The following is a 16,210-nucleotide window of genomic DNA, read 5'->3' on the forward strand; positions in this document are numbered from 1 at the left end:
TGGAGGGCGCCTGTCGTTGCGATCAGGCGCCCTCTAGTTTTAACAGCAGCAGCGGCACGCTGCTGTAGACGATCATCGCCGCGGCGGCGACAATGCCGGAATCGTTCAAGACGAGCGCGGCCAGCGCACCGATGACGTTGGCATAGCACCCGTGCATCAGGTACGGGTAGCGCTGCTCCCACAGGCGCAGCCGTCCTGAGGGCCGGAGCACCAGCACGGCCATCACGGCCAGGGCCGTAAGCAGCACTTTGCTCCAAGCGGAGACGCGGATCAGGTGAACGTTCATCGCCAGCTTGCGGGCGATGATCGCGCCGATCACGTCGTAGCGCCCGTGGCGCAGGTCATCGAAGGCACGGCCGATATGGCTGCTTGGGGCGGCCAGGGCGGAGCTGGCCGCGGGCGGTGCAGCAGCGGCGGGCGCGTTCACGGTTGCGGCGGCGCTTGGTTCCCCGGCCGGGCCGGGGAGCCAAGCGGCGTTCAGCAGCCAGAGGCCCGCCAGCGCCGCGCCGAGCGGCAGCGCGACCGCCAGCGCGAGCCGGCGCAGGCGCAGGGCGCCACCAGCGGCGAGCCGGGCCGCCAGCGCGCCGAAGGCGGCGGCCGAGGCGAGCGCGCCGCCGGCCTCGCTGCCGAGCGCAGGCGCTGCGAGGCAGCCCGCGACGGCTGCTCCGACGACGGCGGCAGGCGCAGCCTCGCGCCAGGCGCTGAGGCGGGCGACGGCGTGGGTGCGCCCCAGACCGCCGGGGCTTGCCTCCAGCGCGGCCGCGTTGCCGGGCTGGAGCGCTCCTTCCCCTGTGCCATAGCCCTTAAACACCCGCGTCCGCATCCGCCTGACCTGCAGCCACGCGCTCAACCCAAGCAGCGAGGCGCCGAGCAATACGCCCATAAACTCGTTGCCGATCCCGTAATAACGCGCGCCGACGATCGGATCGTACCCGAGCACCGAACGCTTCATCGCTTCGGCGCCGGTGTAGCCGTCAAACAAGATCAGCGCCCCGGTCCCCGCTCCGATCCATCCAAGCGTGCGCATAAGCTGCGGAATTTCCCGGGAGCCTACTGCGGCAAGCATTCCGAGCGCGAGAGGAGCGGCAAGCGCCAAGCCCGCCAATAGCAGCTTGTTCATATACGCCGCCCAGCCCAGCGCTAGCATGACGCCGGGCGCAAGCAGCACCGAAAACAGCAAACCGCGCATCCATCTCCTCAAGCGACCCGTCGGCTTCGCCCACCACAGCGTAATAAGCCCCAGCAGCATAACGGCCACTTCGTACCCGGCAAGCCCGTACAATAGCGTAGGCCGCAGCGCGTAGACGTTAGCCATCTGACGCATATCGTTTAGCAGCACAGCAAGCGGTGACCTGCTGTCGCGTCCCGATTCGGCGCTCACGATAGGCAATCCGATCATGCCCTCCGGCCGCGCCAGCCCGAATTCGCCCAGCAGCGACGGAGCCACATCGACAGCTGCAACCAGCCCGGGACGCCGCGTCGTAGCCGAAGACATCAGTATGCCTTCCGTTGTGGCCACAGACCAGCGGATGACCGGGGTGAGCTGCCATTTTTCTTTCCATGCCTCCGAATGCACCTTCGGGCTGACCAGCCACAGTACATGACGTCTGCCGGACGCTTCCATCTCGCCCGTAAGCTCCGATAACAGCCGGTCCGTCTGCTCTAGCACCGCTCTTTTCCGTTCGACAAACCGGCCGGGCTCGTACCAAGCCTTCTCTGCGTACAACCGATACCAATCGCCAAGCTCCATCACCGCGAGCGTACCGCGATCCGTCCCCTCCGCAGGCCACGCCTTACGTCCGGTAACAAACGCTCTCCATTCCTCGACCAGCCGTTCCGTATCCGTCCTGATAGCCGAAGGCATGGCGGCATCGGCGGTGAGCGTGCCCCGGCCTACATCCCCTGCCGCTACCGTTCCCTGACCGTCCATGATCATAAGCGGAGCAGGCCGCTTGAAGCGATCCGTTCCTCCTCCCGGCTCATCGAGATTGCCCCACACGCCCAAGCGGACGCCATGGCGTTTCAAAGTTTCTCCGAGCAAGCCTGGCCGGGCCAAGTAAGTCCCTTCCGCGTTCTCCCGTTTGAGCGAAGGGTAAGCCGGAACAAGCACCGAGACGCTCGAAGCGGCAGCTTCCGCTCCGTCAGCGGCAAACCTGCGCACGAGCGCTAAGGCGGACTGCCCGTCCCGCCGCTCAGCACGGTTCCACCCTTCGCCTCCTTTGCCATCCGCCGGCGTTCCCGCCCCCCAAGTCGCGTATACCGACTCGAGTCCTTTATAGGGGACACGCACATTCATTGCGGCCAGTCCCCCCGTTGTCGCAAGCTTCCGCAAGGCCGGAAGACGGTCCAACCACTCCGGCAGCAGCTCCATAAACGATAACCCGGGTATGGAAATCACCGTAACGATCGGAGAATTTTCAGAATTGGGGATAACTTCTGATTTTTCCTCTGTAATGGGGATAACCTGACCTTGAGCAATGGAATTTATCCCCAGCCCATAAGCCGGGGAGGCGCCATAGGATACACTCATCCACATACACGATACGGCTGCCATGATACAAACGATCCCTTTGGCATACAGCCTGGAGGCTTTTCGACGAATCGTTCCATTGCGCATGATGTTCCGCCTCTCCCTTGCCAATCGCTCATCAGGGAATTCGTCGTATGCAGCGTATCGCACGTGCAATAGCGTCGAAATTTTGCATGCTCCGCCGAACTCCTCGCAAAAGACCTCTTTTTCGTACTTTGCCCAATTCGTTCCGCTTTATCCAGCTTATCCCCTGTAACGGAGCTATTCACTCTATCCACAACATTATCCCCATAAAAACTTGTCACTTTCTCTAGAAAAATCAAGCTTTTTTAAGGAATCCACAAACTTATTCACATTATCCACATATTCAATGTGAAAAACTTATCCACTCCCTCTTGGGAAAACGAAGCACGTTAAACGTTCTTCTGACGCGGATTTCCCGAATTACCCACATTATGCACAAAGGCTGTGGATAACTATATCCACAGCCTCTACTCCAGCTGTTTGCCTCTCATATCCGCTCAAGGCTGGCGATTTTTTGCTTTCGGTTCGGCTCGCCGTATTCGTTTTCACCAACGAAAAAAGCCCGCCGTCTCATGTAAGAGACGACAGGCAAATTTACCATCGCAAGCTTATTCTCCGCCGACAAACATATAGCGCGCAATCACGAGCACCGCCAGCAGCCACATCAGCCAATGCACTTTATATTGGCCCTTGCCGCCCAATTTGGCGACCGTCGCCAGCAGCACGTAGCTGACGATCCCGAACGAAATTCCGTTCGCGATATTATACGTGAACGGCATAAGCGCCACGATCAGAAAAGCCGGAATGCCGTAAACCAGATCTTGAAAATCGATCTCCCGCACCGCCTGCATCATCAGCACCCCGACGATGATCAAAGCCGCCGCCGTTGCCGGCCCCGGAATAAGCGCCGCAATTGGTGCCAGGAAGAGCGCCAGCAGGAAGCATACGCCCGTTGTAACCGCCGTAAGACCTGTGCGTCCGCCTTCGGCAACCCCCGCAGAGCTTTCGACAAACGCAGTCACCGTACTCGTTCCGACCAATGCACCGGCGCTGACGCCAACGGCGTCGACCATCATCGCTTTGCCGACTTTTTTGTTGCCTTCTTCCTTGTTCTTCATGAAACCCGCCCGGTTGGCTGTGCCTACGAGCGTGCCGAACGTATCGAACATCTCGACAAACGTGAACGTCGCAATGACCGAGATGATTCCCGCATGCATAATACCGGCGAAATCGAAATGAGCGAATGCCAGCTTGCTCATGTCCGGCACCCACGTCGTTTTGGCGCTTGTCAGGTTGGCGAAATTGACCATGGGCGAGCCGTCCGGATTGTGCATGAACACGCCGACGAACGTCGTGAGCAAAATCCCGAACAAAATCGCTCCCCGCACGCGCAGCACCATCAGAACGGAGATGAGCGCCAAGCCGATAATGCAGAGCAGCACGCTCGGATCTTTCATACTGCCGATATGGAATACCGTTTCAAACGAAAGAACATCCGTGTATTTATGCGCCGGAATGTCTTTGCCCGCTTCCACCGCAACGGTCAACAGGCCGCTGTTCTTCACTCCAATGATCGCAATGAAGAGCCCGATCCCTACGGTAATCGCGTGCTTAAGGCTGTCCGGTACGGCGACCAGCAGCAGCTGCCGCACTTTGGTTACCGTCAATACGATGAAAATTAAGCCTGAAATGAAAACCGCCGTCAATCCCATTTGATATGTGAATTGACCTTGCGATGCTAAAATAACCGTTGCAAAATACGCATTGAGCCCCATCCCCGGCGCAAGCGCAACCGGAAAGTTGACGAACAAGCCCATCGCGATCGTCATCACGCCTGCGGCAATCGCCGTGGCAAGAAACACCGCCGTCCAGTCCATGCCTGTCGCCCCGGAACCGAACGCACTAAGAATGTTCGGATTCACGGCCAAAATGTAGGCCATCGTCATAAACGTCGTCAGCCCGGCCATGATCTCGGTACGTACGGTGGTACCGTTTTCCTTCAGTTTAAAAAACCGGTCCATTCTAGAAATCCTCCCACATATTTAATCGGAACAACGACGAAAAACCCGGGTAAAGACCCCGGGCTATCAAGCAAAAGAAGGCTCCACGGATATATCCGTGAACCATCCTATCCTTGTTCGTAGCCAGATCATTTACGGTGATCTCGTAGAAACTTCCAGGCCGATTCCCGGAATTATACGAAACGGTTATTCCTATTTTGTCAACAATCCTTATTCTAAAATCGGGAGCGGCGATTGTCAATTATTTTTCCGAACAATCTGCGTATCTGTTATAAATTCGTTCGGAATCGTGACAGGCAGTCCGAGTTCGGCAGACGGGCTGCACATCAAAAAAAGCCCGTCCTCTTCATTCGAAGAAAACGGGCTTGCCGATTATTCCCACTCGATGGTAGCCGGCGGCTTGGAGGTGATATCGTACACGATGCGGTTGACATTATCGACTTCGTTAACGATCCGTACCGATATTTTCTCCAGCACGTCCCACGGAATACGCGCCCAGTCGGCGGTCATGCCGTCGATCGACGTGACGGCGCGGATGCCGACGGTGTACGAATACGTACGCTCGTCCCCCATGACGCCGACGCTTTTCATGTTCGGGAGCGCGGTAAAATATTGCCAAATTTCGCGGTCAAGACCGGCTTTGGCGATTTCGTCGCGAAGAATCGCGTCGGATTCGCGCACGATGTGCAGCTTCTCCTCCGTTACTTCGCCAAGCACGCGGATCGCAAGTCCAGGACCCGGGAACGGCTGGCGCCATACGATAGCCGCCGGAAGGCCGCATTCCTCGCCGACCTTGCGGACCTCGTCCTTGAACAGCGCTTTGAGCGGCTCCACGAGCTCGAACTTCATGTCTTCCGGCAAACCGCCAACGTTATGGTGTGATTTGATCGTTTGTGCCGTTGCCGTGCCGCTTTCCACAATATCCGTGTACAGCGTACCTTGGGCAAGGAAAGCGAAATCGCCGAGCTTGGCCGATTCTTCTTCAAAGACGCGGATGAATTCCGTGCCGATGATTTTGCGTTTTTGCTCCGGATCATCCACGCCGGCGAGCTTGCCGAGGAACCGTTCGCGCGCGTCGATTTTGACGACATGCATATCGAATTTGCCGACAAACGTATCCATGACGCCTTCCGCTTCGTCTTTGCGCAGCAGACCGTGATCGATGAACATACAGGTCAATTGGTCGCCGACCGCTTTATGGATGAGCGCCGCCACGACGGACGAATCGACGCCGCCGCTGAGCGCGCAGAGCACTTTTTTGTCGCCGACCTGATTGCGGATGTCGCGGATCGTATCCTCGATGAACGTTTCCATGCTCCACTTGCCTTCGCAGCCGCAGATATGATACAGGAAGTTGCGGATGATATCGTTGCCGTAGACGGAGTGACGCACTTCCGGATGGAATTGAACGGCGAACATTTTTTTCTCCGGATGGCTCATGGCCGCTACGGGAGCGTGCTCGGTGCTTGCGTCAATGACGAACCCTTCCGGCGCCTGGACGACAAGGTCGCTGTGACTCATCCAAACCGTTTGTTTTTTGTCGAGGCCATGCACCAAACCGCACGCGTCGGTGAAATCAACCTCGGCTTTGCCGTACTCCCGCTTCGATGCCCGTTCCACCTTGCCCTGCAATTGATGCGCCATCAGCTGCATGCCGTAGCAAATTCCGAAAATCGGCACGCCAATCTCGTACACGGCCGGGTCAACCAGCGGCGATGCTTCTCCGTACACGCTAGCGGGGCCTCCCGAGAAAACGATGCCTTTCGGCTGCAGCGCTCTGATTTTTTCAATCGGGGTGTTGTAAGGGAGCAATTCGCTGTAAACGCCCAAGTCGCGGATCCGACGGGCGATGAGTTGGTTGTACTGTCCGCCAAAGTCGAGCACCACAATGATTTCGTTCGGCTTGTCCATGTTAAGTAAGTTCCTCCTGGCTTCTTCGTTCGTTTTCAATGAAACTTATTATAAACTTCTGCCCGGCAAAGGGCAATGCCTGAGCGGAAAGTCACGCCGCAGCGCCGATGTAAGCGTTATAACTCTTCCATTATGCCCCAAAAAAGGGTTTTGAGGAAAGGAAAGCCGACTCCAGGAGTATTCGGATTCGGTTTGTCCCCGGGATGTGTACAAAGCGCGGCATCGAATATGTTGCTGGGAATATGTACATAAACGAAACAATGGCGCATGCCGTTGGGGATATGTGGACGATACGACGTTCCTCTATTCGGATGTGCATTGTGGGTAAGCTGTGAACGGTTTGCATGTAGTCACCTGCACGGACCGACCGGACGTAAGAGAAAAGCCCGAAACAGGAGGCGGCTCTTCGTGGAAGAGCGCCTACGGTTCCAGGCTCCGGTTTTGACGCAGGCGCCGCCATGCGTCCGTGAGCATACGGCGGGTGACCTGCTCCTGCGGGCCATCCGGATCGGCATAGCGCACCGTTTCAAGCAGCTGCGCCAGTTGGAACAGCATGATGCGCTGCGCCTCGCTGCGGCAGCGGCGGGAATTCGCGTATTCGCGCAGCGTTTGCTGCGGCGCCGCACGGCCGTACGAGCGCTGCAGCCGCCGCCACAGCCGGTCGGCAAAGCGGTGCAGCGAGACCCGGCGCAGGCTGCCGCGGCAGTCGGAAGTCTGCGTGGGATCAAGCTGACGGACTCGACGCCTGCTGAGCAACGCCAGAAGGAAGCCGCCAGCAAGGAGCAGCGCTATCGGCCAGAGGAAAAGCGCGCTCTCTAAAAAGGGTACTGCGGCGCGCATCCACCCTTCGACCGAGGCGACAGCCGCGGATAACGTGGCTTTTGCACAATCCAATGCGGTATTTGCGAAATCTGTCATTGATGTAGTCCATTGGGATACGAGCGACCGCTTGCCCGCTTCGGTATTTGCCGCCAGAGCGGCGGTTGAAGCAGCCGCAGGAGCCGCATCGGCGGAAGCTCCTCCCGTAAGGGCATAGCCCGGAGTCGGCTCGAACGGAACCCAACCGACCGATGGAAAATAGGCTTCGACCCAAGAATGCGCATGCTTTTGGCGCACTTGGACCATGTAGCGCTCGTCTCCGTCGGCGGCCGTCCGGGATACCACCTCGCCAGGCGCGAATCCTTTGACCCAGCGGGTCGGTACTCCGGCTGAGCGGAGCAGCACGGCCATCGCGGTGGAAAAGTGATCACAATACCCGGTTTTTTGCTCAAACAGGAACCGGTCAACGAAGTCCTCGTTCTCACCCGCGGCTCGCGTCCCTTCCAAGCTGTAGGGATAATGCTCCCTTAAATAGCGCTCGATCGCCTCTGCTTTTGCATAAGGCGTATGCAATCCCGCGGTTAGCTGCTCCGCGAGGCGGCGGACCCGATCCGGCAGCGAGGCGGGAAGCTGCAAGTACCGGGTCCGCATGTCTTCGGCATAACCGTTCCCCGTATCGGCCGCCGGCACTGTACGATCAGTCAGCACCAAAGTCTCGATCTCGTAGGAAACGACCGGGTCCGTTAAGGCCGGGACCGTATACCGGTCTGTCGCGTCCTGCTTCCAGACCCACTCGGTCGGAATCGGTTTTCCTTCGGCCGACTGCATCGACGCCACTCGTTTAAGTTCGCCACCCGCGAAGAGTTGGCGGTTCAAGCTCGGAGAAGCGATGCGGATCTCCTGCCGGACAAGAGCATAAGCCGCCGATCGCGATCGGCTGTCCTCTTGCCTTGTCGCCTGATTGGGAACGAACGGGGCCGGCGGGTCATCCGCTCTCGCCCAGCCTTGGCCGGTGTAGAAGCTTTTCGCCTCGCCTCGCCAGTAGGTAAGCCTGGGGGTAACCGCCGTAAACGCAAGGCTGTCGTCCTGCTGCAAAGGCTGCCCGAGCTTGCCGTCGTCAGAGCCGTACCCCGTCCGGGCTCTCGTCTCCGACGCCCATCCGTGCCGCTGCAGCCAAGCACTGCCCAGAAAGCGGTTTTCGAGCGATCGGACATACCCGGACCAATCGGGTGTCCGCATATCCTGCGGGTGCAGCGTCGCTCCAAGCAGACCAGCGCCAAGACAGGTAGCGGTCAGCAGCAGCGCGGGAAGGATGAGCATCCGTTTCCCGGATGCGGGAGCGGCAGAGGCCGCTTCGCCCCGCCAGCGGAGCGCCCGTCCCGGCTGAAGCATCGCTTGTAGCAGCAGGCCGAAGCCCGTGCAGCGCAGCACGGCGTAAAACATATCCAAGGCCAACACCGCCTGAAAGAACGTCAAATAGCCCAGTGTCAAGCCAAGAAACCAAATCAGCTGCCGACGCTCCAAAATGAACGTTTGCACGACAGACACAAAGAATGCCCAGCCCGCCATAAAACAAAGCGTCCGTGTTGCGGGCTCCCAATTCGCCACCTTCCCCTGCAAGCCTTCGGCGGCATCGACAGCCAGCTCGCGGCCCCACTGCACCCACCAGGAGGGAGAAGGCATTGCTTGTCCGTTATGAATCCAAGCCGTTAGGATAACGATCCATAACGCTTTGGCCGACCATGCCGCCGGGCCCGGCAGACGGAACGTATCCAACAGCATGAACGCTGCAAAAGTAAACGCGAACGGAGCGATACTGTATATCTCGGTAAGCTCCGACAATCTACGCAGCGGGTACAGCCACTCGAGCAGCAGCAGAAGCAGCAGCACGCTGAGGGCGGCGTCTCCCGCCCACTTGGCGGGAGTTCGCGGCGCCTCGCGGTTCGCGGCCGCGACGCGGGAGCTTGCCGAAGCGGCTGCGGCGGAGGCGGAAGCCGCCACCTCGCGGAAGACGCTGGCGCAGGCTGCGAACGCGGCGCAGAGGTCGGAAGCGACAGCCTCGGCCTTGCCGCCGGACGCGGGAGAGGCAGGATCCTTCGCCGGCTGAGCGGCGCGAGGATCGGTGTCAGGTGCCGATAGCGGCATCGGCGGCACCTCCTTTCGGCGCAGCAGCGGACGCTTGCGGCGCCAGGATCGTGACCCGGCAGCCGAGCGCTTCGAGCTGCCGCACCCATGCGTGCGCGGGCCCAGGCCAAGCCGCCCCGGGCCCGTGCACGTAAACGACGCGCGCGACGCCCCGCGGCAGCCCGCGCAGAGCCGCGGCCAGCTGCGCATCGGCGCGGGCTGTGACGAGCGTCAGCGCCCCGCCGCCCGCAAGCCGCGCTTCGCGCAGCGCGAGCTCGGCAAACGCGTCGGCGCGCGTCTCGCCGCGCGGCACCGCCGCGAGCAGCCGCAGCAGCTCGCCGTCGCGCCCGCGCCCCTGCGCCTCCGCGGCGCCGGACTGGCCGTCACTGACGGCCAGTCGCACCCGCGCGCCCTGCTCGAGCGCGCGCAGCGCAAGCCCCGCCGCGGCCTCCACCGCTGCCGCGAGCGCAGGATCCGCCCACAGGGCGGCTCCCGCGCTCCCTCCGGCTCCGGCCGCGTCAAGCACGATGAGCTGCCGCCCGGCGGCAGGCAGCTCCGTCTCTTTCGCGCGCAGCTCGCCCGTGCGCGCGCTGCTGCGCCAATGGATCCGGCGAAGCGGATCCCCTGGCGCGTAAGGCCGCGTGCCGCTCACCTGCGGCACGGGGTCCGAACCCGGCGGCCGTCGGGAAGCCGGACGCGCCCCTTCCGGGGCCGTGCCCGGCAGCGGCGACGCCGTACCCGAACCTCCGGGCAGCACCCACAGCTGCCCGCCGCCTGCGCTTTCGCGCTTCGCCTGCACAAGCCCGAAAGCGTCCACGGCGCTCACGATCAGCGCCTCCTGACGGTACACGCCGCGGTCAAGCCCTTGCATCGTACAGCGCATGACCTCGGCGCGCAGGAACCCCGTCTCGGCCGTACCTCGCCGAATGATCCGCTCGCCGGTTCCCTCATGTACCCAGCGCTCCTCTACCCGCAGCCGCCCTCCGAACCACGGCAGCCAGGCCGCAGAAAGGCGGTAGGCCATCGTAACCGGTTCCCCGCTATAGACGAACCGGTCATCGCTCGGCCCGCACTGGATATGCTCCGGAGCGGCGGACGGTGTGGCCTCCATCCCAGCGGGCAGTCTTTCTGCCCGCAGCCCGCGTCCGGCCGCAGCGCGAAACAACCCGAGATAAACAACGAAAAAAGCCCAGACATAAACCAAAAACCAAGCCGTCCGGCCGCCCCAGCCAAACGCCCACCAGCCGAGAAGCGCCCCGCATCCCCCAATCCATCCGACTGCCAATAAGCTCCGCATGCTTGCCGCCTTTCTTCAGCCTGCGGCATGCCGGCGGACCGGCAGCGACGCGCTAGCGATGACCGAAGCGACAAGAGCTTCCGCCTGACGACCGGACAGCAGCGCAGACGGCGCTAACGTCAAGCGATGCGCCAGTACGGGAACGGCCAGCTCCTTCACGTCATCCGGGATGACATAGCTGCGACCCTTTAAGAAAGCCTGCGCCTGGGAGGCCCGCATCAATGCGATCGAAGCCCGTGGGCTGGCGCCCAGCGATACGTCCGGATGCGTGCGGGTTGCCGTCGCAAGCTGGACAATGTACTGCTTGATCGTATCGTCGACATGAACGGCGCGGGCTTCTTTTTGAAGGGAGACGAACTCCTCCTGCAGGACAACCGTACGAATTTGAGCGAGCGGGAACGGCTCCTCCATACGACCCAACATCTCCACCTCGCCAAGCGGGTCGGGATAACCGAGACGCAGTTTCACCATAAACCGGTCGAGTTGGGCTTCGGGCAGCGAGAACGTGCCTTCGAAGTCGACGGGATTTTGCGTCGCCAGAATAAAAAACGGCTCCGGCAGCGGATAGGTCGTTCCGTCGACCGTCACCCGCTTCTCTTCCATCGCCTCCAGCATGGCGGCTTGCGTCCGCGGCGATGCGCGGTTCAACTCGTCGGCCAATACGATATGGGCAAGCAGAGGCCCCGGACGGAATTCAAATTCGCCGCTGCGTTGGTTGTACACCGAAACCCCGGTCAGATCGGACGGCAGCAAATCCGGGGTGCATTGAATCCGCTTGAAGCTGCCGTCGATCGTTCTCGCCAGCGCGCGCACAAGCATCGTTTTGCCTACGCCTGGGACGTCTTCCAGCAGCACATGTCCGCCGCAAAGCAGCGCTACGAGCAGCTTTTCGATGACCTCCCGTTTGCCTACGATGACCTTCTCCACTTGATACACGATCCGTTCAAGCACCGCCTGCGGCGCATCCGTCAGATTCACCGATTTTGTCACCCTGAAAACCTCCTGACCTGAATCTTGGTATGCAAGTTTTTCCGAATCTTGCATTCTAGCATTCAGTATGTCCGGTTTTCATAGCTTTTAGACTTGATCGGGAGGCTTCCTCGTGCTCGTCAAATGTATCCATCCGGTCCGGTAGCCGCCATAGACTGCCGCCTGCACCTCCACGGCACCCCGTTCGTGCGGAAGGTCGCTGGACAGCATCCGGTCGCCCAGCAGCTCCAGCGTTTGACGGAGCGGCACATACAGCGTCCCGTTCGCTAGCTCCATTTCAGGAAACGGGTGAATGCGCTCTTTCGCTTCGGCATTCCATTCCGCTGCAGGACGCCGCACCCTCAGCTCCTGCCGGGCCAAATCGTATTCGGCCGCAGTCGCTCCATAGCGGACGACAGCCGTTCGTCGCTCGGCGTTCCACTCTACGGTTCCGCCCATCGCTGCGATCAATGGTCTCAGAGGTACACTGTAGCTTCCGTCCCGAAAACGGAACTGCTCCTTCGTTAAAGCAAGCGTGCGGTCACCCAAATACACATTCAAACGTTCCGGCCCTCCCCTTTGACCGGCTTCCGTATAAGCGATAGCCGCGGGCGAGCCAGGAAGCGCTTTCGGAGCGTTTTCCTTGCCCGGAGTATCCTCTGCAGCCCAAAGCTCCCGATGTTCGTGCACAGCAGCTAGCAGGCTGTCGAACGATTCGCGAGTTTCCGTCCTGGACCATTTCGGTTTCCCGCTGGAAAACTGTACCGGCTTCACCTCCGGGGTGAGCGAAGCGAAAGCATAGCCCTTCTCTTTAAATAACCGGATGATCCGGGGAAGCGCTTTTACAGATTCTTCATGCCCCGAACCGTCGTGCATCAGCACAATGACCTCGTTTCCGAACGGTCCTTTTTCCACCGTACGGAAAATTTGGTCCGCTGTCATCCCAGGACGCCTTGCATCTTCGCTGTCGATGGACCAATCGTAAATCTCGTAGCCGGCCTGCCCCAAATAATAGAAATAAAAAGCGTCAAAATTGCCGTACGTCCCGCCCGGTGCACGGATAAAACGCGGCCTGACGCCCGTCGTCTCCTGCAATATATTTTCCGTCTTCTGAACCTGCTCCCAAAATGCGCGAAAGTCGGAGTACAGCTCCCGGTAGACGTGATTGTAGGTATGATTGCCGAGGGCATGGCCGTCCTCCACGATACGCTTCGCGATATTCGGGCGCTCCTGCACCTGCTCGCCCAACACGAAGAAGGTGGCCCGGACGTCCTCCTCCCGCAAAATGTCCAGCACCTTCGGGGTCAGCTTGCTCGGCCCGTCGTCGAAGGTCAGGTACACCGTCGGCTTTTCCGCAGGGGTATAGTATTTTTCGGTTGCCATACGTTTGCCCGATTTCAGCTGCGTAAACAAAGCTTCCTCTCCTTCATGACCGGGTGCCGCCCCTGCCGTGTTCGTCAAGACCGTAAGCCACAGGATCGTGAGGAAAAGCATGGATGTCCAAACGGTGCTAATCATGCGGAACGAATAAGCTTGCGGTCTGCACTTCATTGAGAGATCCCTCCGTATAGTTCTATGAAATGGGTATTGATAGAATATATGGATGGTTTTTCTCTTTTATGACCGGAGGACTGCATGAGAATTCGCCGGGTGCCATGCAAGAAAACATTGACAAGGGTGGTGGAACGAGGTAGAATTTTTCACGATAATGATAATCATTTTCATTTATAATGAGAGGGGCATCATCTTTGTTTACATCCTTACGTTTGAAATGGAAATCCGCTGCTGCGCTCTTGGCCTGCGTAACCACCTTAGGTGCGATACTGAGCGGCTGCGGCGCGGCTAACCCTCCAGCCTCGACTAACGATACAGCCCAGAAACAGCCGGCTGCGGCAGCCGTATCGGAACTAACGATCAACCATGCGATGGGCTCTTCCAAAATTCCCGCTCAACCTAAACGGATCGTCGTCCTGACTAATGAAGGAACGGAGGCCGTGCTTGCTCTTGGCTTTAAGCCGGTGGGAGCGGTTAAATCCTGGTCCGGCAGCCCGTGGTACGACCATTTGAAGAAAGATCTGGATGGCGTTGAAGTCGTCGGAGACGAGAACCAGCCGAATCTTGAGGCAATCGCCAAGCTGAAGCCCGATCTGATTCTCGGCAATAAACTGCGTCAGGAAAAAGTATACACGCAGCTCGCAGCCATCGCGCCGACGGTATTTACGGAACGTCTGCAATCCGACTGGCAGAAAAACTTCCGGGTATATGCCGAAGCCGTTAACAAAAAAGCCGAGGGCGAGCAGCTTTTGCAGCAATATGACAAACGCATCGCCGACATGAAGGCTAAAGCAGGAGATAAGCTCCATACGAAAGTATCTCTTGTTCGTTTTATTCCGGGGAAAGCCCGGCTTTATATGAAAGATACGTTTGCAGGACTTGCGCTCAGCAAAATCGGCTTCGAACGTCCGGCTGCACAGGACAAGGACGAATTTATGGCCGAGATCAACAAGGAACGTCTTCCGGATATGGACGGGGACATCCTATTTTATTACGTGTGGGATAACGATAAAAAAGAAGCGAGCGCCGTCGAGAAAGACTGGACGGGCGACCCGCTTTGGAAAAACTTAAACGTCGTGAAAAACAACAAAGTGATTAAAGTGAGCGACGATATTTGGAACTCCTCCGGCGGGATCATTGCCGCCAATAAGATGCTGGACGAAGTGGATCAATACCTGCTGAAATAAACCTGCCGCCTGCTACTCGAAAAATCGGATGCACACCGGTTTCGGTATGCGGAGCTCATGACCTGTGGGCTCCAGCCGGCCGGTGTTTTCATTTACGGCTAAGGTGACAATGGAATCCGAATTTTGATTGGCGGCCAACACGAATTTCCCATCCGGCGTAACGGCAAAATTTCTCGGCCATGCTCCGCCGGTCGGCTCGTGCTGGATCAGCGTCAGCTTGCCGTTGGTCCGGTCGATGCGGTAGACGGCTATGCTGTCATGCCCGCGGTTGGAGCCGTACAAGTAGTCCCCGGATACCCCAATGTGGATATCGGCGCAGTAGCTCTCCCCGGCAAACCCATCCGGCAGCGCGGACACCGTCTGGATTTCCCGAAGCGTTCCGGCTTCTTGACTGTAAGCGAACGCCGTAATCGTAGAATCCAGCTCGTTAATGACGTACGCATACGGAAGCTCAGAATGAAATGCGATATGGCGCGGGCCTGCCCCGGCATGCACCTGCACTTCGCCATGCAAAACAAGCGCCGGTTTTTCTCCGTTCTCTTGAATGTTGTAGATCATAATTTTGTCCATTCCGAGATCTGCGACAAAAATGCGGGAATCTTTCAGTACGGTGCAATGCGCATGAGCCGCTTCCTGCCGGTCGCTGCGAACGCTGTGCCCTTCATGCTGTTTCCGATCCGCCAACGGACCGATACTGCCATCTTCCGAGATTGGGTACAGGCTCACGCTGCCGCTTGTATAATTGGCAACGACAAGCCGCTTCCCCTCACGGTCCGTTACCAAATGGCACGGCGAAGCGCCGAAAGAAGGCTGTTTGCCGATATAGCGCAAAGCCCCGGTCTCCGGTTCCACGGCGTAAGAAGCCACTTCCCCGCCTTCCTTGCCTGCCTCATCCTGCAGTTCGCTTACCGCAAACACCCTGCCGCGTTCCGTATCAACCGTCAAAAAGGAAGGCATCTCGACTTCCGCATAAGCGCCGATCGCAGACAGCTCCCCGGTTGACTTATCCATGCTTAGCACATATAAAGAATCGTTTCCGCCGCCATTATAAGTCCCTACGTAGACGATCCGATTGGACTGTTTTTCATACCGCTGCATTCACGACCGCTCCCTTACTGGAAATTTATTGCTAAGGTTTGTTTTTCGCCATCCCCAGTATGCATTCCTGCTTCTACCAACTTGATGCTAATTTAAAAGCCGGGGTTGCTTTGCGTTGCTCCCGGCCTTTAGAGATGAACGGCTGCTATGGGGTCTCTACTCCTGCTTGAGTCTCCTTGACGGCTTCCAGCACCTGCTCGACGTGGCCCTTGATCCGAACGCCGCGCCATTCGCGAACAAGCTTGCCTTGCGGATCGATGACAAACGTCGAGCGAACCACGCCCATATATTCGCGTCCGTACATCTTTTTCAGCTGCCAAACGCCGAACAACTCGCATACCTCGTGGTCGGGATCAGAGAGCAGCGGGAACGGCAGCTCGTATTTGGCGGCGAACTTCTCATGGGACTTCAGGTCGTCCGGGCTAATCCCGATCACTTCGGTGTTCAACGACTCGAATTGTCCGTTGTAATCGCGGAACTGGCAGGACTCCTCCGTACATGTCGGCGTCATATCCTTGGGGTAGAAGTACAGAACGACGTATTTGCCCCGAAACTGCGATAGCGTTACGGATTCCCCGCTTCCGGCGGTCAGATTAAAATCCGGAACAGGTTGTCCGGGTTGAAGCTGCGGCATAGTTATTCATCTCCTCGCATCCGTGTTTGTCAATTTTTTCTT

10 protein-coding genes and 1 riboswitch are annotated in these 16,210 nt (G+C 58.8%); of the genes, 1 reads left to right on the plus strand and 9 read right to left on the minus strand.

Annotated elements, in window-relative coordinates:
* Positions 1-22: 22 nt before the first annotated feature.
* The 7 genes from ET33_RS00680 to ET33_RS00715 all read right to left on the minus strand — a co-directional run bounded on the left by ET33_RS00680 (position 23) and on the right by ET33_RS00715 (position 13,246).
* On the minus strand, positions 23-2,617 hold the full coding sequence (locus tag ET33_RS00680; protein ID WP_036675179.1) for a hypothetical protein: 2,595 nt from the start codon (positions 2,615-2,617) through the stop codon (positions 23-25).
* Between the two features lie 545 nt (positions 2,618-3,162).
* Complete coding sequence (locus tag ET33_RS00685) at positions 3,163-4,575, minus strand: NCS2 family permease (RefSeq protein ID WP_036675180.1); 1,413 nt, start codon at positions 4,573-4,575, stop codon at positions 3,163-3,165.
* A 100-nt stretch (positions 4,576-4,675) separates the two neighbouring features.
* Positions 4,676-4,776: riboswitch (purine riboswitch) on the minus strand.
* Positions 4,777-4,947: 171 nt separating this feature from the next.
* Positions 4,948-6,486, minus strand: coding sequence for a glutamine-hydrolyzing GMP synthase (guaA, locus tag ET33_RS00690; RefSeq protein WP_036675182.1), 1,539 nt, complete (start codon positions 6,484-6,486; stop codon positions 4,948-4,950).
* A gap of 420 nt (positions 6,487-6,906) precedes the next feature.
* Positions 6,907-9,450, minus strand: a complete 2,544-nt coding sequence (locus ET33_RS00695) for a transglutaminase family protein (protein WP_051774997.1) — start codon at positions 9,448-9,450, stop codon at positions 6,907-6,909.
* Positions 9,431-10,726, minus strand: a complete 1,296-nt coding sequence (locus ET33_RS00700) for a DUF58 domain-containing protein (RefSeq protein WP_051774998.1) — start codon at positions 10,724-10,726, stop codon at positions 9,431-9,433. The genes ET33_RS00695 and ET33_RS00700 overlap by 20 nt, the downstream gene beginning before the upstream one ends.
* A 15-nt stretch (positions 10,727-10,741) precedes the next feature.
* Positions 10,742-11,716, minus strand: a complete 975-nt coding sequence (locus ET33_RS00710) for an AAA family ATPase (RefSeq protein ID WP_036675187.1) — start codon at positions 11,714-11,716, stop codon at positions 10,742-10,744.
* An 87-nt stretch (positions 11,717-11,803) separates the two neighbouring features.
* Entirely contained in the window at positions 11,804-13,246 is a 1,443-nt protein-coding gene (locus ET33_RS00715) for a polysaccharide deacetylase (protein ID WP_051774999.1), read from the minus strand.
* Between the two features lie 179 nt (positions 13,247-13,425).
* Between ET33_RS00715 and ET33_RS00720 the strand changes: the two genes are divergently transcribed.
* Positions 13,426-14,436, plus strand: a complete 1,011-nt coding sequence (locus ET33_RS00720; RefSeq protein ID WP_051775000.1) for an ABC transporter substrate-binding protein — start codon at positions 13,426-13,428, stop codon at positions 14,434-14,436.
* Positions 14,437-14,448: 12 nt separating this feature from the next.
* On the opposite strand, the gene ET33_RS00725 is transcribed toward ET33_RS00720, so the two are convergent.
* Both ET33_RS00725 and bcp read right to left on the minus strand, forming a co-directional pair.
* Complete coding sequence (locus ET33_RS00725) at positions 14,449-15,534, minus strand: lactonase family protein (RefSeq protein WP_036675188.1); 1,086 nt, start codon at positions 15,532-15,534, stop codon at positions 14,449-14,451.
* A gap of 145 nt (positions 15,535-15,679) precedes the next feature.
* Positions 15,680-16,168, minus strand: coding sequence for a thioredoxin-dependent thiol peroxidase (gene bcp / locus ET33_RS00730; RefSeq protein ID WP_036675190.1), 489 nt, complete (start codon positions 16,166-16,168; stop codon positions 15,680-15,682).
* Between the last annotated feature and the right edge of the window lie 42 nt (positions 16,169-16,210).

Origin of the sequence: Paenibacillus tyrphae, from assembly GCF_000722545.1 — a bacterium.
In the GTDB taxonomy this organism is placed as follows: Bacteria; Bacillota; Bacilli; order Paenibacillales; family NBRC-103111; genus Paenibacillus_G; species Paenibacillus_G tyrfis.